Below are 19,474 nucleotides of genomic sequence, written 5' to 3'. Positions count from 1 at the left end.
GCGCGGTCGACGTCGAGGTCGGCTGCCACATGCCGCGCCCGAGTCGCTCCCGCGCGGTCGAGCACCTGCGGCTGTCCACAGGGAGGCCCCGACATCTCCGCCCACGGCGCCACACTTCGGCCGTGCACCCCCTCCTCCGCGCCCGGGCCGAGCGCCAGTTCGGCCTGTTCACCGCGCCCGACGCGCGCCGTGCCGGCTACGAGCACGGCGAGATCCGCCACCTGTGCTCGTCCGGCACGTGGACGCGCATGCGACGCGGGATCTACGCCCTGACCGACGAGCTCGCGGCGGCACGCGCCGCAGGCCGGTCGCACACGGTCGACTGCACCGCCGTGGTCCTCGAACTCGGCAGGCCCGACCTCGCCGTGAGCCATTCGTCCGCCTTCCGCCTCCTGGGCCTGCCCGCGCGACGCCTGCTGCTGCCGGACACCGTCCGACTGACCGACCCGGAGCTGTGGCGGCGCGGCAAGGGGTTCACCGTCAACCGGGCGCCTCTCTCGGCCGGTGAGGTGGAGGTGCGTGGTCCGCTGCGGATCACGACGCCGGCGCGCACGCTCGTCGACTGCGCGCGACAGTGGCCGCTCGAGGACGCCGTCGTCGCCATGGACGCCGCGCTGCTCCGCGGTGCGGTGTCCCGCCAGGCGCTCGACGCCGCGGTCGCCGCCGCCCGGACCTGGCCCGGGGCGCCCCGGAGCGCGCGGGCCGCGGGCCTCGCCGACGGGCGGGCCGAATCACCGCTGGAGACCCGCGGCCGGCTGCGCATGCTGGGCGCCGGCTTCCCCCTCCCCGAGCTGCAGGTCGAGATCCACCTCGCCGGCCGGCTGCTCGGTGTGGCCGACGCGTGGTTCGAGGAGGCCGCGGTCGTCGTGGAGTTCGACGGGCGGATCAAGTACACCGATCCGTGGCGTGGCCGCTCTCCGGAGCAGGTGCTCTGGGAGGAGAAGCGCCGCGAGGACACGATGCGCGCGGAAGGCATCCGCGTGCTGCGCATCGTCGACGCGGATCTGGACACCGGGTGGGATCCGGTGGAGGACCGGCTGCGCTCGATGCTCGCCGTCCCCGGCCCCGCCCGCCGTCGCTTCACCACGACGGCCCGGGCGCGGGGTATCGTCCGCGCCGGCTGACCTCGACCTCGCCGTATCGCAGCGAGGTGCGCCGTCGACCGCGCGGTCGACTGCCACACCGCGCGGCCGAGGTCGCCGGTCGAGGCTCGGCGCGGGGGCCGGAGGGGTGACGGCCGGATCGTGATCACCGGCCCGGGCTACGCGCGAGTAGCCTGCGGGCACGCCAGCTATCGTGCGACCCGTGCGGGCACGCCGTGCCCGCATGCGTTCCGCGCGCCGGTCCCCCGACCGGCGCTGACGACGGCGCATGCACCGACCACAGCTTCGCCGTCGCGCATCGGCGCACGGGAGTCAACCGACGCCGCCAGGCGTGCGGGGGAGGAAAAGATGACGGGCCCGCTGCAGATCGTCCTCGGGACGATCAGCGTCCTGTTCCTGATCGTCGCGTCCGTGATGGCCTACCGGGCCGTCCGGGCCATGGTGCGGATCATCCGCACCGGCCAGCCCGACGGCACCCGCTGGGGGCCGGTCGCCACCCGTCTGAAGACCACGGCCATCGAGTCGCTGGGGCACACCCGGATGCTCAAGTGGTCCTCGATCGGGATCGCCCACTGGTTCGTGTTCCTGGGCTTCTACGGCCTGTTCCTCACGCTGGTCGAGGCCTTCGGCGAGGTGTGGAACCCCGAGTTCCACCTGCCGATCATCGGCGAGTGGTTCCTGTGGAACCTGTTCGCCGACATCATCGGCACCGGCACGATCCTCGGGATCATCTACCTGATCTACCGGCGCCAGAAGGACCACCCGCGCCGGCAGGGCCGCAAGAGCCGCTTCGCCGGCAGCAACGAGGGCCGCGGCTACTTCGTCGAGTTCGTCGTCTTCACCGTCGGTCTCTGCATCCTGCTGATCCGCGCGCTCAAGGTCTCCTCCGACCTGACCGACGCCCCCGGCTGGTCGCACCCGATCTCCGGCGCGCTCGGCCAGATCCTCCCGGACAGCCCCGACCTGCTCAGCGTCGTCGCGTTCGTCAAGATCGTCGTGAGCCTCACCTGGCTGGTCGTCATCAGCCGGATCCTGAACATGGGTGTCGCCTGGCACCGCTTCAGCGCGTTCCTCAACATCTACGCGAAGCGCAACGCCGACGGCGCCCCCGCGCTCGGCCCGCTGCAGCCCATGACCTCGGGCGGCAAGCCGATCGACTTCGAGGACCCGGGCGAGGACGACATCTTCGGCCGCGGGAAGATCGAGGACTTCACGTGGAAGGGCATGCTCGACTTCACCACCTGCACGGAGTGCGGTCGGTGCCAGAGCCAGTGCCCGGCGTGGAACACAGGCAAGCCGCTCAGCCCGAAGATGGTGATCATGGACCTCCGCGACCACCTCTACGCGAAGGCCCCCTACCTCCTCGGTGAGAAGACCGCGTCGGAGACGGCTCCGGACTACGACGTCCTCGAGCCCAGCGACGAGCAGGTCTGGGCCAGCGGCTACGCCCGCATCGAGGGCACCAACGACGCCCAGGCGCACCGCCCGCTGGTCGGCACCCTCGAGGAGGGCGGGGTCATCGACCCCGACGTCCTGTGGAGCTGCACCAACTGCGGCGCCTGCGTCGAGCAGTGCCCGGTGGACATCGAGCACATCGACCACATCGACGACATGCGCCGCTACCAGGTGCTCATCGAGTCGAACTTCCCGTCCGAGGCCGGCGTCATGCTGAACAACCTCGAGAAGCGCGGGAACCCGTGGGGCATGGGCGGCAACGTCCGCGAGGACTGGATCAAGGAGCTCGACTTCGAGGTCCGCGTCGCCGACGGCCCGCTGCCGCACGAGGTCGAGTACCTGTTCTGGGTCGGCTGCGCCGGCGCCGTCGACGACCGCGCCAAGAAGGTCACCAAGGCCGTCGCGGAGCTGCTGCACACCGCGGGCGTCGAGTTCGCCGTCCTCGGCAACGGGGAGACCTGCTCCGGCGACCCGGCCCGCCGCCTCGGCAACGAGTTCGTGTTCCAGCAGCTGGCCATGGAGAACGTCGAGACCCTCAACGGCGTCTTCGAGGGCCGCGTCCCCGGCACCCGCAAGATCGTGGCCACCTGCCCGCACTGCTTCAACTCGCTGGGCAAGGAGTACCCGCAGGTCGGTGGCGAGTACGAGGTCATCCACCACACGCAGCTGCTCGGCCAGCTGGTCGAGGAGGGCCGGCTCACCCCGGTCACCCCGATCGACCGCAAGGTGACCTACCACGACCCGTGCTTCCTGGGCCGGCACAACAAGGTCTACACGCCTCCGCGCGAGATCCTCGACTCCGTCCAGGGCCTCACCACGCAGGAGATGCACCGCTGCAAGGACCGCGGCTTCTGCTGCGGCGCCGGCGGTGCCCGCATGTGGATGGAGGAGAAGATCGGCAAGCGGATCAACATCGAGCGCACCGAGGAGGCGCTCGAGCTCGATCCCGACGTCATCTCCACCGCGTGCCCGTTCTGCATCACGATGCTGTCGGACGCCCTCACGTCGAAGAAGCAGAACGGCGAGGCCGGCGAGCACGTCGAGGTCCTCGACGTCAGCCAGATCCTGCTGCGCTCGATGCAGCCGGTGGCGGCGGGCGTGCAGGGCGCGGCCTCCGGTCCCGACGTCGGCACCACGAGTGACGACGTCGTCGGGCTGGACTCCGCCGCGACGGAGCACGACCCGAAGTAACGCACCGAGCAGTGACGGCGCGTGTTCCCCGCCCGGGGAGCACGCGCCGTCGTCGTTCGTGCATCGTGTCCGCGTGCTCCTGCAGCTGCGCGTGACCGTTCCCGCCGACCGGACGGCGCAGGTCGAGGACCTGTTCACCGGCGACCCCGGCACCGCCCACCTGTCGGTGCTCCCCGGTGCGTCGGTGGCGCCGGCGGGGGACCTGGTGATCGCGGAGGTGGCCCGGGAGTCGGCCGACGGGCTGATCCACGCGCTCCAGCAGCTCGGCGTCGACGAGGACGGCGGCATCGTCATGGTGTCGGTCGACGCCGCGGTGTCCACCGCCGCCCGCCGGGCCGAGGAGCGCGCCCCGGGGGACGGCGCCGACGCCGTCGTCTGGGAGCAGGTGGTGCGCACCACCGACGCGGAGTCCTCGCTCTCGGCCTCCTACCTGGCCTTCCTGACGATCGCCACGCTGCTGGCCGCGACGGCGATCATCAACGACTCCGCGATCCTGGTCATCGGCGCGATGGTGCTCGGGCCGGAGTTCGCCCCGCTCGCGGCGCTCGCGGTCGCCGTCGTCCACGGGCGGCCCTCGATCGCCCGCCGGGCGGCGGTGTCCCTGACCGCCGGGTTTGCCCTCGCCATCGGCGTCACCGCGCTGGCGGTGCTCGCCGGACGGACCCTGGGCTGGTTCGGCCGGGAGGTGCTCACCGCCGAGCGTGCGGAGACCGGCTTCATCACCCAGCCCGACCGCTGGTCGGTCGTCGTCGCCGTGCTGGCCGGGATCGCCGGGGTGCTGTCGCTGACCGCGGCCCGGAGCGGCGCGCTGGTCGGCGTCTTCATCTCGGTGACCACCGTGCCGGCGGCGGCCGACATGGCGGTCGCGATCGCCCTCGGCGGCGGGGCTGAGTTCTCCCGGGCCGCCACGCAGCTGGGCATCAACGTCGTCGGAATCCTCGCCGCCGCGCTGGCCACCCTCGCGCTGCAGAAGGCCGTCTGGCGCCGGATGCCGCGGGTGGTGCCCGACCTGCGGCGCGTCCAGCCGGCCCCCTGAGCCCCCGCTCGGTGCGGCTCGCGGCACGGAGGACCATGTCCGGAGTGAGCCGCGCCGCCCCCTCCAGCACCGTGACCGCACCCGCCCCCGGAGGGCTCGCCCTCATCGGCACCGCAATCGTGCTCACCGGCCTCAACCTCCGCACCGCGGTCAACAGCGTCGGCCCGGTGCTGGAGGAGATCGAGACGGCGCTGGGCGTCTCCAGCGGGGTGGCAGGGCTGATCACCTCGCTCCCGGTGCTCTGCTTCGCCGCGATCGGGTTCGCCGGGCCGCCGCTGTCGGCGCGGTTCCGCGACGCGCACGTGCTCGGCGGGGCGCTGGCCGCCATGGCCGTCGGACTCGTGCTGCGCTCGCTGGCGGGCTCCTTCTGGCTGTTTCTGCTCGGCACCGTGCTGGCCATGTCCGGCGGGGCGCTGGGCAACGTGCTGCTGCCCGGCCTCGTCAAGCGCTACTTCCCCGACCGCACCGGCCTGATGGTCGGCGCGTACGGCACGGCCCTGAGCGCCGGGGCCGCCGTTGTGTCGGTGAGCACGCAGCCCATCGCCGACGCCGTGGGCACCGAGGACGGCTGGCGCTGGGGGCTGGGCGTGTGGTCGCTGCTGGCGCTGGTCGCCGCCCTCGCCTGGCTGTTCGTCCGGGCCGCGCCGGGGGTGTCGCGGGCCTCGCACGTCTCCGTCCGGATGCGGGACCTGGTGCACAGCCGGCTGGCCGTCGCGCTGACGGTGTTCTTCGGCCTGCAGGCGATGCAGGCCTACGTGATCGTCGGCTGGTCGGCGCAGTACCTGCGCGACACCGGGCTCAGCGCGGCCACCGCCGGGCTGCTGCTCGGGATCAACTCGATCGTGGCCATCCCGGTCAACGCGATCGTGCCGGCGGTGACGGTGCGGCCGCGGGCGCAGTGGCCGCTGCTGTCGTTCTTCATGGCCTGCTACGTCGCGGGCTGGGTCGGCCTCTGGGCGGCACCCCTGGCGGCCCCGTGGCTGTGGATGGTGCTGCTCGGCCTCGGGCTCGGCACCTTTGCGATGGTGCTCACGCTGTTCGGGCTGCGGGCCCGCACCCCGGAGACGACGGCGGCGCTGTCCACGGTCGCCCAGGGGTGGGGCTACCTGATCGCCGGAGCCGGGCCGCTGCTGGTGGGCGTGCTGCGCGGTGCCACCGGCGGCTACGACGGGATGTTCGTGCTGGTGCTGTCCGGTGTCGCGGGGCTGTGGCTCCTCGGCCGGCTGGTCACCCGGCCGCGGTTCGTCGACGACGAGGTGGACCGGTCCGTCCCGGGCTGGTCGACGGCCGGCCGCCCACCGGAGGACGCCGAGCTGGTGGAGAGCGCCGGCGCCGAGGCCCCGGTGACCGCGCAGGTCAGGCCGGGCGACGGGTCTCCGCGCGGGTGAAGTTGCGGAAGGACCGGGACGGCGTGGGGCCGCGCTGGTCCTGGTACCGGGAGCCGTAGACCGCCGAACCGTACGGGTGCTCGGCCGGGCTGGTGAGCCGGAACATGCACAGCTGGCCGATCTTCATGCCCGGCCAGAGCGTGATCGGCAGGTTGGCCACGTTGGAGAGCTCCAGCGTGATGTGCCCGGAGAAGCCGGGGTCGACGAAACCCGCGGTCGAGTGCGTGAGCAGGCCCAGCCGGCCCAGCGAGGAGTTATGGGTCGGCACATAGGAGCTCCCGATGAGGAACATCCCGCTCGGTGCGGACACCTGGATGCAGCGCACCGGGACGGTCGGCACCTCGCGCACCGCGCGGATCGACCGGAACTCGTGACCGCGCTCGTCGGTCTCCAAGCGGGCGAGCTTGCGGGCGAGACGGAAGACCGGCACCCGCCGAGGCGTGAACGTGACCTGGAACGCCGGGCCGTGGTCGATACCGCCCAGCATCGCCGGCCTCTTGCGGGTGGTGGGCCGCAGACCAAGGCTCGCGGCGAGCTCGTGCACGGCCCAGGCGATGTCCTCGCGCATGTTCACGAACTCGCAGCGGCCGACCTCATCCACGTAGCCGTCGGAGTCCATGAGCCCCTGGAGCAAAGCAAGCCGTTGGTCGATGTCGCCGATCAGATAGCGATGCGGGACGTGCTTGTTCCCCAGGACCCGGAGCGCACGCAGATGGCTGCTCAACGAGCCGTTCCCGCCGAATCGCCCGCCCTCGCCGCGGCGGTGCTCGTGATCGGGATGGCGAGCTGCGCCGCCCAGTCGGTAGGCGAGCGGCGAGGACGACGGCCAGACGGTGTACCCGGCCGCCTCGAAAGAGGTCAGCACCTCGACGTCTCCCGCACCGACGGTGATCTCACCCTTGGTGCTGGTGCCGTCCCCCAACCAGTAGCCGAGCACGTAGGGATCTACTGGTAGGTCGGCTGTCGGGTACTGGGCGGCCCCGGCGAGCGCGATCTGATGGCTGTTCTCGGTGCCGTAGCGGAGCGTGCGGGCGATGTCGTCGGTGGTCTTGACGGACGAGGTCCGCGGGCGGCCGGGCCGTCGTTCCTGCTTGCTGGTCGTGACCCACAGGTGCGCCGCATCGGCGATGAACACCGAGCCGTCACTCAACTCCACCTCGCGGCAGGGCCGTCCCAGCATCACCTCGGTCGCGGCCAGCACCCGACACGGAGCGCCGTGCTCGTCGAAGACTTGATCTCCGACCGCGAGCTCGCCCATCGTCGTCCAGCCGGCCGGTGTGGGCACCTGCGTCTCGAGAGCGAGGGCTTTCCCCTCCAGCCGGGCCGCCAGGTCGTCGGGGAGGCTGACGACCTCGAGCGTCGAGCCGAGCACGAACTCGCCGGGGTGCAGCACGAACGGGTCGTCACCGTCGGGCTCCACCGGCGTGGTGAGGTCGTCCTGCTGCTCGGCCGGATCGATGTGGGTGTACCGCGAGTTGTTGAAGACGCGGAAGAACCGGTCGAGCCGGACGTCGATGCTCGAGGGCTGCACCAGGCCGGGGTCGTAGGGCTCGATGCCGAGGCGTCCCTCGGCGATCGCGGCCGTGATGTCGCGGTCGCTCAGCAGCATGGCGCGGAGTCTAGGGAACCGCCCTCCCCCTCCCCCGGGTGAACCTCCTCGAGCCCGCGGGCACACGCGCCGTTGCGAGCCCGATGACGCCTGCCGGCGCCCTTCGGGGTGCCGGCTGCTTCCGGACGGGCCGGGACGCGGGCGTACGGAGGGGCCACTACTCCGTCACCCGCGGCCGGGGCGCCGGACGTGACGGGCGACATGACACGTCGTGTGAGTGCGCTGTGACGGTGTCGCCCGCACCACGTCGTCGTCCGGTGCCGGGGATCCCGTCGGCTGCCGATGACTCCCGCGGATCCGTCGTCGTCCCGAGGAGGAACTGCGTGCTCGACATCCGGCCGGCACCCCGCGGCTCCCGTCCCGCCCCGCGGCCGACCGGTGTGGAGCGGACCTTCGCCCCCGACGAGCTGATCGTCTCCAAGACCGATCCGCGGGGGGTGATCAGCTACGCCAACGACGTCTTCCTGCGGGTGAGCGGCTACGACGCCGACGAGGTGCTCGGGCAGCCGCACAACCTCATCCGCCACCCCGAGATGCCCCGCGCCGTCTTCAAGCTGCTGTGGGACACCCTGGCCGCCCGCCAGGAGGTGTTCGCTTACATCGACAACCTGGCCGCCGACGGAGCGCACTACTGGGTGCTGGCACACGTGACGCCGTCCTACGGCGCGAACGGCGCGGTCGTGGGCTACCACTCCAACCGCCGGCGGCCGGCTCCCTCCGCCGTCGCGCGCGTGCAGCCGCTCTACCGGGCGCTGGTGGCCGAGGAGCGCCGGCAGCCGACGGCCAGAGCCGCGGTGGAGGCATCCACGCGCGTGCTCACCGAGACGCTGGTCGACCGGCAGCAGACCTACGACGACTTCGTCTGGTCGATCATCAACGACGAGGAGAGCTGAGATGGGCCTGCGCAGCCGCGTCGCCGCCCGCACGGACGCCGAGGAGCTGGCGGTCTACCGAGCCTTCGTGCAGCAGCTGACCCGTACCTGTGAGGCCGCCGCCGCCGGCGATCTCGAGGCCCGCAGCAACGCCCCGGCCGCCGGCATTCCGGAGCTGGCCGCGCTGAACGACGGCGTCAACCGGGTGCTGGACGTCTCCGACGCCTTCGTGCGCGAGTCCTCGGCCGCGCTGACCACCGCGGCCGAGGGCCGCTTCCACCGGCGGCTGCTCCTCACCGGGCTGCGCGGAGCGTTCCGGAGGGGCGCCACCGACATCAATGTGGCACGCAGCGCGATGCAGGAGACCGCCGGCCGCGTCACCGAGGCGCAGACCTCGCGGCTGCGGCTGGCCGACGAGTTCGAGTCGGTCGTGCTGGCCATGTCCGAGCAGGTGGCGACGGCGGCGACGGAGGTGAGCGCGTCGGCGTCCGGGTTGACCCAGGCGGCATCGGCCGCGAGCTCCGAGGTCGGCACCGCCCGGGAGACGATCTCCTCGCTGACCCGTTCGTCGGCCGAGATCAAGGACATCATCGCGCTGATCGACTCGGTCGCCGCCCAGACGCGGCTCCTGGCGCTCAACGCCACCATCGAGGCGGCTCGCGCGGGGGAAGCGGGCAAGGGCTTCGCCGTCGTCGCCTCCGAGGTCAAGGACCTCGCCGACCAGACCGGCCGGGCGACCGAGCGCGTCACCGCGCAGGTGGAGCAGATCCGTCAGGTGTCCGAGGACGTCGCCGCGGTCATGGCCGAGGTGGGGACGACGGTCGGCGACATGAACCGGCTGGTCGACGGGATCGCCGCGGCGGTCGACGGATCGGCGTCCCTGGGCGTGGACGGCTCCGACGTGACCGGGCTGTCGCAGATGGCCGAGCGGCTCCGCTCGGAGGCGATCGGATTCCTCGCCGAGATGCGCCGCTGACGCGACGAGCCACCGGCGCGATCGGGCTGGCCGCCGTGTACTCTCAGCGCGACCGCTCGACCGTCACCACGACGGGGCGCCAGCACGAAAGTGCTGGTCAGAGCGGTACGCGGGTGTAGTTCAATGGTAGAACATCAGCTTCCCAAGCTGACAGTGCGAGTTCGATTCTCGTCACCCGCTCCACCAGGCGCCCTCGCGCGGCCTCCCGCGGAGAGCGCAGCCGCCGCTACGGATGGCACACGTCACATCACGCCACGCGCGGGAACGGGCGGCCGTGGGCCCTTGGGCCCTGGGGAAGAGCTGTCCACCGGGTGACGATCGGCTGCATGAGCCGGCCCGCTTTCTACGCATCCCAGGCCGACGACGGACGCCCCGAGGTGGCACCGATGTCCCGACGCCGCACCCCGTGGGTGCTCGTGGAGGTGGACGGGTCCGCCGAGTCGCACCACGCGCTCGTCTGGGCCTTCCGCGAGGCCGCCCGGCGCGAGGCCACGGTGGTCGCCGTCAGCATCCTCGACGGCGCCGACGGCGATCCCCTGTCGAGCGTGACCCGGGTGTCCCGGCGTACGCAGGAGGTGATCCGGGACCACCTCGAGGCGCTGGTCCTGCGCGCCATCGCCGAGACCGGCTTCTGCGGGCGGGCCCGCACCGCCGTCCTCGAGCGCTCGGTCTTCGACGCGCTGGACGCGGCGATGCATGGTTCGGACCTGGTGATGGTGGGCGCCGGGGGCAAGCGGCTGCTCCGCCCCGTGGTCGCGCGACAACCGCTGCGCCGTGCCGTCGCGCGGGGGGCATGACCTGGCGCGGCAACCCCTTCCCGCCGTCGGCGGGTCCACCTACCGTCGGGCCGTGACCCCGCCCGACGGGGTGGTGGGCCGATGACGGGTGCCACCCCCCGCAGCGCACCGGAGCTGGCTGCGGCCGTCCTGGCCGCCGCCTCCGGCAGCCACCTCGAGGCCACCCTGCGCGAGGTGCTGCACGCGGCCGTCCTGCACGTCGAGGCGAGCTTCGGCGCGCTGGGCGTCCTGAGCCCCGACGGCCGCCGGCTGGACCGCTTCGTCATCGAGGGGATGGAGGAGGACGATCGCCGCGGCATCGGCACCCCGCCCACGGGGCAGGGCCTGCTCGGGTTGCTGGTGGCCGAGCCGGTCGCCCTCCGCCTGGCCGACCTCGCCGACCACCCCGCCTTCCGGGGCTTCCCGGAGGGCCACCCGCCGATGCGGTCCTTCCTGGGCGTGCCCGTCCGCGTCGGTGACGCCGTCTTCGGCAACCTCTACCTGACCGAGAAGCAGGGCGGTCGGCCGTTCACCGACGCCGACGTCGAGGTGACCCAGGCGCTGGCCGCCGTGGCGGGGCTGGCCATCGAGAACGCCCGGCTGCTGGAGCGGGCCGAGCGGCGGGCCTGGGCGCAGGCGGGGCTGGACGTCTCCACCGCGCTCCTGAGCGGCGCCGACCCCGGCGAGGTGCTGCGCAGTGCCGCGGCCCGGGTCGCCGCCCTCTCCGGGGCGCAGGCCGGCGGGGTCCTGACCCCGGTCCCGGGGAGCGACGGTGCGCTGCGCGTCATGGCGGCCGTCGGCCCCAACGGCCCCGACGCCGAGGGCGTGCACGTGCGCGTGGACGACGAGGTGCTGCGCGAGGTGCAGCAGTCCGGAACCCCGCGACTCGTGACCGACGTCGAGTTCGAGCGGCTGGCCGCCGGGGCCCCCGAGCTCGCCGCGCTGTTCTCCCATGCGTACGGCCCGGCCGTGCTGATCCCGCTGGGCGGGCCTCCCGCCCTCGGCACGCTGGTGGTGATGCGGCGGCGCGACCTGGAGCCCTTCGAGCCCGAGCTCCTCGACCTGGCCGGGGCCTTCGCCGCCCAGGCGACGGTGGCGCTGGAGCTGGTGCGCAGCCAGGAGCGCGAGCGCCGGCTGCAGGTGCAGGCCGACCGCGATCGCATCGCCCGCGACCTGCACGACCACGTCGTCCAGCGGATCTTCGCCACCGCGCTGGCGCTGGACCGGATCGGCCGGTCCGTGGAGGCCGAGACGCCGGACCTGGCCCGGCGCCTGGCCGAGCGGGTGGACGAGCTCGACGGCACGATCTCCCGCATCCGGACGTCGATCTTCGAGCTGCAGCACCAGGACGCCTCGCCCGAGGGCGTGCGCCACCGGCTGGTCGAGGTGGTCCGCTCCGTGGTGGACGGGCACGGCCTGCGTCCGGACCTGCGGGTGCACGGCGAGGTGGAGGAGCTCCCGGCCGCGCTCGTGCCCGACGTCGTCGCCACGGTGCGCGAGCTGATGACCAACGTGGTCCGGCACGCCCGTGCCGAGCGGGTCACCGTCACCGTGACCGTCAGTGACCGGGTGCGCGTGCAGGTGACCGACGACGGCTGCGGGCTGCCCTCGATCACCGTGCGGAGCGGGCTGGCGAACCTGGCCGACCGCGCCGAACGCCGGGGCGGGCGGCTCGGCGCCACGGGCGGGCCGTCGGGCACCCAGGTCGAGTGGTGGGTGCCGCTGGCGCGCTGAGCGTCAGCCGCCGGCCGTCTCGCGGAGCTGGGTGGCCAGGATCGCCGCCTGCGTCCGCCGCTCGAGCCCCAGCTTGGCCAGCAGGTGGCTCGTGTAGTTCTTCACCGTCTTCTCGGCCAGCCCCATGCGGTCGCCGATCTGCCGGTTGGTCAGCCCCTCGCCGATGAGCCGCAGCACGATGCGCTCCTGGTCGGTGAGCAGCTCCAGCCGGTCCCCGCCGGCGGGTGCGGCCGGACGGGGGCGGGGCGGCGGGCCGGGGAGCTCCTCCAGCAACGTGCCACCGGAGGCCACGGTGTGGACGGCGGACACCAGGGCCGGGCCGCGCACCTGCTTGAGCAGGAAGCCGGTCGCCCCGGCCCGGATCGCCGCCTCGCGCGCCTCGGGTTCGGAGTAGCTGGTCAGCACCAGGCACGGCAGGCCGGGGAGCCGCCGGCGCAGGGACCGGCAGAGGTCCGCGCCGCTCCCGTCGGGCAACCGCATGTCGAGGACGACGACGTCGGGCCGGACCGCGGGCACCCGGGCCAGTGCCTCGGCCACGGAGCCCGCCTCGCCGGCCACCATCAGCCCCGGATCGTCCTCGAGCACCTCGGCCACGCCCCGGCGGACCACCTCGTGGTCGTCCACGAGGAACACCCGCACCGCCGGCCCGACGTGATCCACGGCACACACGGTAGCCCCCGCAGGCCGCCAGGGTCACCGCTCGGCTCCTGCGAGAGGAGCGGAGCGGGCTCAGACGGGGAGCAGCAGGGCCGCGTACAGGGTGAGGCCGGGACCGAACGCCATGGCGACCACCGGCCCGTCGACGTCGGCCATCTCCTGCAGGACCAGCAGCACGGTGGCCGAGGAGCAGTTGCCGTGCTCGGACAGCACCCGGCGGGAGGCCGCCACCTGCTCCTCGGCCAGGCCCAGCTCGTCCCGGACGACGTCGATGATCCGCGGTCCACCGGGGTGCACCGCCCAGCCCGCGACGTCCTCCACCCGCAGGCCGGCGCCGGCCAGCAGCTCGTCCACCACGTCGCCCACGTGCTTGGACAGCACCCCGGGCACCCGCGGGGACAGGCCCATGCGGAAGCCGAGGTCGGTGACGTCCCACGTCATGAGGTCCGCGGTGGAGGCGTCGGTGCGGGCGACGACGCCGGCCAGCCGGCGGCCACGGCCCGCGCCGGGCTCGACGACGACGGCGGCCGCCGCGTCGGAGAACAGGGCGTGGGCGACCACCTGCTCGAGGTCCCGCTGCGCCGGCTGCACGTGCAGGCTGGTCAGCTCGCAGCACAGCAGCACCGCGGGACGGGAGCGTGCCGCCACGAAGTCGCCCACCGCGGCCAGGCCGGGGATCGCGGCGTAGCAGCCCATGTGGCCGATCAGCAGCCGCTGCAGGCCGGCCGGCATGCCCAGGTCGCTGGCCAGCCGGATGTCCAGGCCCGGGGTGGCGTACCCGGTGCAGGTGGCGACGGCGAAGAGGCCGACGTCCCCCGGCGCGAGCCCGGCGGCGTCCAGCGCCCCGGCGACGGCCTGCTTGCCGAGCGGCATGGCCTCCTGGACGTAGCGCGCCATGCGGGCGCCGGTGCCCCATGCGCTGAGGTCCTCGTCGACGGGGTTGGCCACCGCGTGGCGGCGGCTGACGCCGGCGCCGAGGAAGATCCGCTCGGCAGCGCGGACGTCGGCGTAGTGGGCGGCGAAGAAGCCCTCCCAGGCCGCCTGCTGGTCCAGCGCGGCCGGCAGGGCCGAACCGGCCCCGGTGACGACCGCCGCGGTCACGGGCGCCGCTCCGCGACGCGCACGCTCGAAGTCATGGCTCCGACGGTACGTGCGTGCTCGGGCGGTTGTCGCCTTCCCGCTTCCGCCCGTAGCCGGCGAAGACCACGGCCGTGGACCGGATCGGCTTCATCCGCACCTCCGCGCGCCGGCCCACGACCCAGCGGACGGCGTCCCGCATCGAGGGCCGCAGCCCCACTAGCCTCAGGTCCAGGCCGAGCCCGTCGGCGGCGGCGAGCAGGCGGGCGCGGTCGACGAACAGCGCGGGGTCGTGGATGCCCCGGGGCGGCCCGCCGGGCAGCCGCTCCGCGATCGTGACCATGAGCAGCCGGCCGATGCGGGTGGCGGCCAGCGCGTCGACGACCAGCGTGCCGCCGGGGCGCAGCAGCCGCGCGCACTCGGCGAGGACGGCGACGTCGTCCTCGACGTGCTCGAGGATCTCCCCCGCCACGACGACGTCGGCGCAGCCGTCGGCCAGCGGGACCGCCAGCACCGAGCCGACCACCGGGCGCACCCCGTGGGCCCGGGCCACGCGCAGCCCCGCCTCGCCGACGTCGACGCCGACGTGCCGGTACCCGAGACGAGCCGCGTGCGGCGCCATCAGCCCACCCCCGCAGGCGAGGTCGACCAGCACCTCCCCCGGGGCGGCGGGCGGGAGGTGCTCGGCCCGCGAGGCCGCGAGCCAGTGCAGGGCCGCGAACCCGCCGGACGCCTCCCACCACTGGTCGGCCAGCTGGTCGTACTGGGCCGGGTCGTTGAGGGCGAGGGGCGTCGACGGCACGGGGGCTACCCCTTCTTCAGCGGATCGTGGCCCCAGTTCATCAGGGAGTACCGCCACCGGGAGGTCTCGACGTCCTGCTTGGCCGGTTCCTGCGCCAGATGCCGCTGCACGTAGCCGTGGACCGTGCGCATGTGCGCGAGGTCGTCGTCGGTGAGGTCGTCCTTCTTCGTGCGCAGCAGCTCCACGATCCGGCGGCCGGAGGCGTGCCCGGTGGACTCGCCGTCGCCGTCCTTCTGCCCGACGGCCTGCGACTCCTCGCTGTCGAGCCAGGTCTCCAGCTCCGACGCCGTCATGTTCACCGCCTCGCCGAACTCGCGCCGGATCGTCCCGGTGTCCTCGTCCGCCATCGGTCCTCCGCTCGGGGTTCCTGCAGGTCAGGTGCTGGTCCTCCGGTACCGCTCGGCCGGAGCGCGGAAACCGCCGTCTGGTTGGGTGGTGCGGCCATCGCAGGCCCACCTACCCGTCCCCGTGGAGCTCCCCGTGTCCGTGACCGTCGTCGGCAGCGTCAACGAGGACGTGCTGGTCGCCGTGGACCGGCTGCCCGGCCGCGGCGAGACCGTGGTCGGCCGCTCGGTCACCCGTGCGCCCGGCGGGAAGGGCGCGAACCAGGCCGCCGCCGCGGGGCTGCTCGGACCCGGCGTGCACATGGTCGGCCGGGTCGGCGAGGACGCTCCCGGCGACCGGCAGCTGGCCGCGCTCGCGGGCTCCCGGGTCAACGTCAGCCGGGTGCACCGCACCCCCGGCCTGCCCACGGGCTCGGCCACCATCCCGGTCGAGGACGACAGCGGCGAGAACCTGATCGTCGTCGTCCCCGGGGCGAACGAGGCGCTCACCCCCGACGACGTCGACGTCGAACCCGTGCACCGCGCCGAGGTGCTGCTGCTCCAGCTCGAGGTGCCGACGGAGACGGTGCTGGCCGCCGCCACGGCCGCCACGGGCACCGTGGTCCTGACCCCGGCACCGCCGCAGGCCCTGCCCGACGGGCTGCTCAGGCGCGTCGACGTGCTGGTGCCCAACGAGCACGAGCTGGTGCAGCTCGCCGGCGCGGCGCCGGGTGAGCGGACGCCGGCCGAGCTGGCCGGCCTGGCGCGGGGCCTGGGCGTGCGGTCGGTCGTGGTGACGCTCGGCGCGCGCGGGGCGCTGGTCGTCCCCGCCGACGGCGGTCCGGCGCTGCTGCAGGGAGCGCTCGCCGTGGATGCCGTCGACACCACCGGCGCCGGCGACTGCTTCACCGGCGCGCTGGCGCAGGGCCTCGCCCGCGGGGAAGACCTGGCCGGCGCGGTCCGCTACGCGGTGGCGGCCGCCGCGCTCTCGACGACCGGCGTGGGAGCCCGGGGCGCGCTGCCCGGCGACGACGACGTCCGGGCGGTCCTGGACCGGGTGCCCCCGGCCGGCGAGGTCGGCTGACGGTTTCCGGTCCGGAGGCACGGGCACAGGGCCGGGAAGGACCACCGAGCCCGAGGAGGCACCGCGATGACCGAGTCCGACCGCGCATCCGACGTCGACCAGCCCGAGGGCGGCGCCCCGTCCCGCGAGGCCGAGGGCACGGGCCGGACGCCGCACCCGGAGGAACCGGCCGAGGGCAAGGAGCTCGAGGGGGGCGCGGACACCCCCGACGCCTGAGCCGGGGCGCGGGCCTTCCGGACGATCCGGACCGCCATACTCGGCTGCCATCGGTCGCCGGCGGAGGAGGACGCGTGCGGCACGCCCCCCTCCGCGCCGGGGTCACGGTGCTCGCGCTCCTCGCCGCGTCCGCCTGCTCGGCCGACCGCGCACCGGGCAGCGAGGCCACCGTCGCCTCCGGGGATCCGGCCGCCTGCCCCGGCGAGGTCCTCGACGTCGTGGTCTCGGTGGCGGCGTGGAGCGACGTCGTCCGGCGGCTCGGCGGGGACTGCGCCACCGTCACCACGATCGCCGCCTCCCCGGCCGGGGTCCCCGACGACGTCGTGCCCGCCGACCGGGCCGCGTTCGCCGCGGCCGACCTGGTCGTCCTCAACGGAGCCCGGTACGACCGGTGGGCGGTCCGGGCACTCGAGGCCTCCGACGGCGACCCCGTGGTGATGACCGCGGCCGACGTCGCCGACGACGACGCGGCCCGGCCCGGCCCCCAGCTCTGGTACGCACCGGACGTCGTCCCGGCGGTGGCCGAGGCGGTCACCCGGGAGCTCGCCGCCCTCTCCCCCGACGCGGCGCCCTACTTCGACGCCCAGCACACCGCTTGGACCGCCGAGCTGCAGCCCTACCTCGCCGCGGTCGCCGCGCTCCGGGAGGGCTCCGCAGGGCACACCTGCGCCACGACGCTGACGGCGTGGGGCCCGATGGCCCGCGCCGTCGACCTCGCCGACGCGACCCCGTCGGGGTTCCGGCGCAGCCTGCGGTCGGGCTCCGAGCCGGCCCCGGAGGACGTCGAGGCGTTCGAGACGGCGCTGCGTGCGGGGGACGTCGACGTCCTGGTCCACGACGGCGCCGCTGAGGGCACGACGGCGGACCGGCTCCGCGACATCGCCGAGGACGCCGGCGTGCCCGTCGTCGAGATGACCGCGTTCCCTCCGGACGACGACGGGTTCGTCGACTGGCAGGTGACCCAGCTCGCCGCGGTGGCCGAGGCGCTGGCGGAGGAGGGCTGACGGAGGTGCGCCGTGAGCCAGATCTCCCACCCGGACTGGTGGAAAGTGCCTGATCAGCGTGTTTCCGGAACGGTTCGGAGGGCAGGCTGGAGACATGGACGACGACCAGCGCGACGACCGGGCAGCCGACACCTCTCCGCGGACCACCGCCGACGACCCCCGGGGCGTGGAGTCGACCGCGACCACCGTGGCCCGGATGCTGGCCAACCCCCGCCGGGTGCGCCGCTCCTGAGCCTTCCCGGGTCCCGACCGGGCTCCGGTCACGCTCGGTGATCACAGCCGCCCCACCGGCACGTCTCACCACGTAGAACACGTCAACCTCTCGTCACTCAGAGCGACCACGATCGGCGCGCCGCGACCGAGGGCCTCCAGGGCTGGGGCAGCATGCCTGCCGTGACCGCCGCCATGACCCTCGCCTCCGTCGATGACATCTCGACCCCGGTTCGCCGGAGCCGGGCCGAACGTCAGGCGATCGTGCTCGACACCGCGGAGCGGCTGTTCTCCAGCCGCAGCTCGCGCAGCGTCGGCATGGACGAGCTGGTTCGCGAGACCGGCCTGGGCAAGATGACCGTCTACCGGCTCTTCAAGAGCAAGGACGACCTGGTCGGGGCGTACCTCACCCGCAAGTCCGCGACGGTCCTGGGCTTCATCGACGCCGACATCGTCCGGCTCGAGGGCGACCCGCGCGCGGCCCTGCTCTCCGTCGTCGACGCCGTCGAGCGCGACGTCACCCGCGTCGGCTTCCGCGGCTGCCCGTTCACCAACGTCAGCAGCGAGTACGACGACCCGCAGCACCCGGCCCGCAGCGCGGCGGCGGACTACAAGTTCGAGCTGCACACCCGGCTCGAGCGGCTGACCGACCAGATCGTGCCCGGTGGCGGTGAGGACCTCGCCGCGCAGATCCACCTGATCATCGACGGCATGTACCTCTCCGGCGGCCTGCTGGGCCCCGACGGCCCCGCCGCCCACGGCCGCCGGCTCGCCGAGAAGCTGATCGACGCGGCGGTCGCCCGCGCCTGAGCACCCAGGCACAGGAAGCTCTGCCTACGGCGGCCGCCGCTCACGCGCAGGTAGAGCTTCCTGAGCCTGACGTCGGGCGTGGTCGGAGGACTCCCCGCACGATGGTGCGGTGAGCGACGACCACCGCACCCCCGACCGCACCCGACCCGACCTCGACGACACGACGGTCGAGGCGCTCGGCAAGCTCTCCGAGGCCCTCGAGACGGTCGACCAGGCCCGCGGGTTCCTCTACGCCTTCCACCAGCTCACCGGGAAGGCCGACCGCCTGCTGCAGGAGTCGGTGGACCTCTTCGAGAAGGCGGGCGCGACCGGGCTCGCCGCGGACCTCGACCGCGACCTCGTCGGGCGCAACGTCATCGCCGACCGGTGGACGTTCCAGATCGTCGAGGACTTCGACGCCGGCTACTGGAGCGCCTTCCGCGGCTACGACGAGCGCGCCCGCGAGGAGCACTCCGGCGGCGACCGGCACGTGTTCGAGGCGCGCATGAAGCAGCGCGAGCGGACGCACGGCCACCCGCGTCACGAGGCCGGTCCCTCCCTCGCCGACCAGGGCTGATCCCGTTTCCTTCCCCGGAGCGGCGGGAAGGACCGCACGGTGACCATGCCCGACGAGAACGACGCCGGCACCGACCGCGAGGCGAAGCCCCTGGGCGCCGAGAAGGCGCCGGGCGAGGACAGCGACTCCCTCGGTGCGACCGAGGGCCCCGCCGACGGGATCGCCGGCCCCGCCTACCCGCCCGCCGACACCGAGCCGGACGCCCGGTGACCGCCCCCGACCCCCGGACGACCGGCGCACCGTCGGACCCCCTGAGCGTGGGCCTGGACCGGCCCGCGGCCTCAACGGAACCGGCGCGACCCACGGCGCCCTCGGGGCCCGGCCGCACCCGGCAGGCGGCGGGCACCGTCGGCCTCGGGATCGCGCTCGGACTGCTGATCTTCGTGACGATCGTGCTGGTGCTCTTCGTCGTCTACAACGGCGAGACGGTGCCCATCAGCCTGGTCTTCACCGACATCGAGGCCCCGCTGGTGGTGGCCCTGCTCATCGCCGCCGCCCTCGGTGCACTCATCAGCGGGCTGCTCGGCCTCGTGCTCCGCGCCCGCCGCCGACACCGCTGACCCTCCGTCCACTCGGGCACCCCTCCGGGGCGTGT

Annotated in this window: 20 protein-coding genes, 1 tRNA gene and 2 pseudogenes; 17 read left to right on the top strand and 6 right to left on the bottom strand. The window is 73.9% G+C overall.

Going from position 1 to position 19,474, the window contains the following annotated elements; genetic code table 11:
• The first annotated feature begins 122 nt into the window (after positions 1-122).
• The 4 genes from DQ239_RS14010 (at position 123) to DQ239_RS13995 (ending at position 6,173) form a co-directional block, all read left to right on the top strand.
• On the top strand, positions 123-1,124 hold the full coding sequence (locus DQ239_RS14010) for a type IV toxin-antitoxin system AbiEi family antitoxin domain-containing protein (RefSeq protein WP_113835014.1): 1,002 nt from the start codon (positions 123-125) through the stop codon (positions 1,122-1,124).
• A 327-nt stretch (positions 1,125-1,451) separates the two neighbouring features.
• Entirely contained in the window at positions 1,452-3,749 is a 2,298-nt protein-coding gene (locus DQ239_RS14005; RefSeq protein ID WP_113835013.1) for a (Fe-S)-binding protein, read from the top strand.
• 73 nt (positions 3,750-3,822) lie between these two features.
• The gene (locus tag DQ239_RS14000; RefSeq protein WP_113835012.1) at positions 3,823-4,785 is read left to right on the top strand and encodes a DUF389 domain-containing protein; all 963 of its coding nucleotides are present in this window, start codon (positions 3,823-3,825) and stop codon (positions 4,783-4,785) included.
• Positions 4,786-4,829: 44 nt separating this feature from the next.
• Positions 4,830-6,173 carry an MFS transporter gene (locus tag DQ239_RS13995; protein WP_113835011.1) on the top strand — a complete coding sequence of 448 codons (1,344 nt, stop codon included), beginning with the start codon at positions 4,830-4,832 and terminating at the stop codon, positions 6,171-6,173.
• Here DQ239_RS13995 and dcd read toward each other — a convergent pair.
• Both dcd and DQ239_RS21350 read right to left on the bottom strand, forming a co-directional pair.
• Positions 6,142-6,426: pseudogene (gene dcd / locus DQ239_RS21355) on the bottom strand (dCTP deaminase); the annotation flags it as partial. The gene DQ239_RS13995 and the pseudogene dcd sit on opposite strands and share 32 nt — an antisense overlap.
• Before the next feature lie 252 nt (positions 6,427-6,678).
• A pseudogene (locus tag DQ239_RS21350) lies at positions 6,679-7,353 on the bottom strand (hypothetical protein); the annotation flags it as partial.
• A 752-nt stretch (positions 7,354-8,105) separates the two neighbouring features.
• On the opposite strand from DQ239_RS21350, the gene DQ239_RS13980 reads away from it, so the two are divergent.
• From DQ239_RS13980 to DQ239_RS13960, 5 genes are all read left to right on the top strand, one after another.
• A complete protein-coding gene (locus tag DQ239_RS13980) occupies positions 8,106-8,675 on the top strand; it encodes a PAS domain-containing protein (RefSeq protein WP_199583009.1) in 570 nt (189 codons plus the stop codon).
• 1 nt (position 8,676) lies between these two features.
• Complete coding sequence (locus DQ239_RS13975) at positions 8,677-9,630, top strand: methyl-accepting chemotaxis protein (RefSeq protein WP_113835010.1); 954 nt, start codon at positions 8,677-8,679, stop codon at positions 9,628-9,630.
• 109 nt (positions 9,631-9,739) lie between these two features.
• A tRNA-Gly gene (locus tag DQ239_RS13970) sits at positions 9,740-9,813 on the top strand.
• Between the two features lie 143 nt (positions 9,814-9,956).
• A complete protein-coding gene (locus DQ239_RS13965) occupies positions 9,957-10,427 on the top strand; it encodes a universal stress protein (RefSeq protein ID WP_113835009.1) in 471 nt (156 codons plus the stop codon).
• 81 nt (positions 10,428-10,508) lie between these two features.
• Positions 10,509-12,140, top strand: coding sequence for a GAF domain-containing sensor histidine kinase (locus DQ239_RS13960; protein WP_199583008.1), 1,632 nt, complete (start codon positions 10,509-10,511; stop codon positions 12,138-12,140).
• 3 nt (positions 12,141-12,143) lie between these two features.
• On the opposite strand, the gene DQ239_RS13955 is transcribed toward DQ239_RS13960, so the two are convergent.
• The 4 genes from DQ239_RS13955 to DQ239_RS13940 form a co-directional block, all read right to left on the bottom strand.
• Positions 12,144-12,800, bottom strand: a complete 657-nt coding sequence (locus DQ239_RS13955) for a response regulator transcription factor (protein WP_113835008.1) — start codon at positions 12,798-12,800, stop codon at positions 12,144-12,146.
• Positions 12,801-12,869: 69 nt separating this feature from the next.
• Entirely contained in the window at positions 12,870-13,898 is a 1,029-nt protein-coding gene (locus tag DQ239_RS13950) for a 3-oxoacyl-[acyl-carrier-protein] synthase III C-terminal domain-containing protein (RefSeq protein ID WP_113835007.1), read from the bottom strand.
• A 31-nt stretch (positions 13,899-13,929) separates the two neighbouring features.
• Positions 13,930-14,676 (bottom strand): methyltransferase domain-containing protein, encoded by a 747-nt coding sequence (locus DQ239_RS13945; protein ID WP_113835006.1) that lies wholly within the window; start codon positions 14,674-14,676, stop codon positions 13,930-13,932.
• A 5-nt stretch (positions 14,677-14,681) separates the two neighbouring features.
• Positions 14,682-15,023, bottom strand: coding sequence for a DUF3140 domain-containing protein (locus DQ239_RS13940; RefSeq protein ID WP_113835005.1), 342 nt, complete (start codon positions 15,021-15,023; stop codon positions 14,682-14,684).
• Between the two features lie 133 nt (positions 15,024-15,156).
• Here DQ239_RS13940 and DQ239_RS13935 point away from each other — a divergent pair, with 133 nt between their 5' ends.
• The 8 genes from DQ239_RS13935 to DQ239_RS13915 all read left to right on the top strand — a co-directional run bounded on the left by DQ239_RS13935 (position 15,157) and on the right by DQ239_RS13915 (position 19,439).
• Entirely contained in the window at positions 15,157-16,083 is a 927-nt protein-coding gene (locus DQ239_RS13935) for a ribokinase (RefSeq protein ID WP_113835004.1), read from the top strand.
• 66 nt (positions 16,084-16,149) lie between these two features.
• A complete protein-coding gene (locus tag DQ239_RS20380) occupies positions 16,150-16,299 on the top strand; it encodes a hypothetical protein (protein ID WP_158544840.1) in 150 nt (49 codons plus the stop codon).
• Positions 16,300-16,373: 74 nt separating this feature from the next.
• Entirely contained in the window at positions 16,374-17,303 is a 930-nt protein-coding gene (locus DQ239_RS13930) for a zinc ABC transporter substrate-binding protein (RefSeq protein WP_158544839.1), read from the top strand.
• A 94-nt stretch (positions 17,304-17,397) separates the two neighbouring features.
• Positions 17,398-17,535, top strand: a complete 138-nt coding sequence (locus DQ239_RS20375) for a hypothetical protein (protein ID WP_158544838.1) — start codon at positions 17,398-17,400, stop codon at positions 17,533-17,535.
• A gap of 161 nt (positions 17,536-17,696) precedes the next feature.
• Positions 17,697-18,323: a TetR/AcrR family transcriptional regulator gene (locus tag DQ239_RS13925; protein ID WP_233489221.1), complete on the top strand. Its 627-nt coding sequence runs from the start codon at positions 17,697-17,699 to the stop codon at positions 18,321-18,323.
• A 109-nt stretch (positions 18,324-18,432) separates the two neighbouring features.
• Positions 18,433-18,879, top strand: coding sequence for a hypothetical protein (locus DQ239_RS13920; RefSeq protein ID WP_113835001.1), 447 nt, complete (start codon positions 18,433-18,435; stop codon positions 18,877-18,879).
• Positions 18,880-18,918: 39 nt separating this feature from the next.
• Positions 18,919-19,089 carry a hypothetical protein gene (locus tag DQ239_RS20660; protein WP_199583007.1) on the top strand — a complete coding sequence of 57 codons (171 nt, stop codon included), beginning with the start codon at positions 18,919-18,921 and terminating at the stop codon, positions 19,087-19,089.
• Positions 19,086-19,439, top strand: coding sequence for a lipopolysaccharide assembly protein LapA domain-containing protein (locus tag DQ239_RS13915; protein WP_233489218.1), 354 nt, complete (start codon positions 19,086-19,088; stop codon positions 19,437-19,439). Before DQ239_RS20660 ends, DQ239_RS13915 begins: the two co-directional genes overlap by 4 nt.
• Positions 19,440-19,474: the final 35 nt, after the last annotated feature.

The organism is Blastococcus sp. TF02-09 (genome assembly GCF_003319105.1).
In the GTDB taxonomy this organism is placed as follows: domain Bacteria; phylum Actinomycetota; class Actinomycetes; order Mycobacteriales; family Geodermatophilaceae; genus Blastococcus.
Note: the sequence above shows the minus strand (reverse complement) of the source record. Positions and strands in the feature narration are given on the sequence as shown.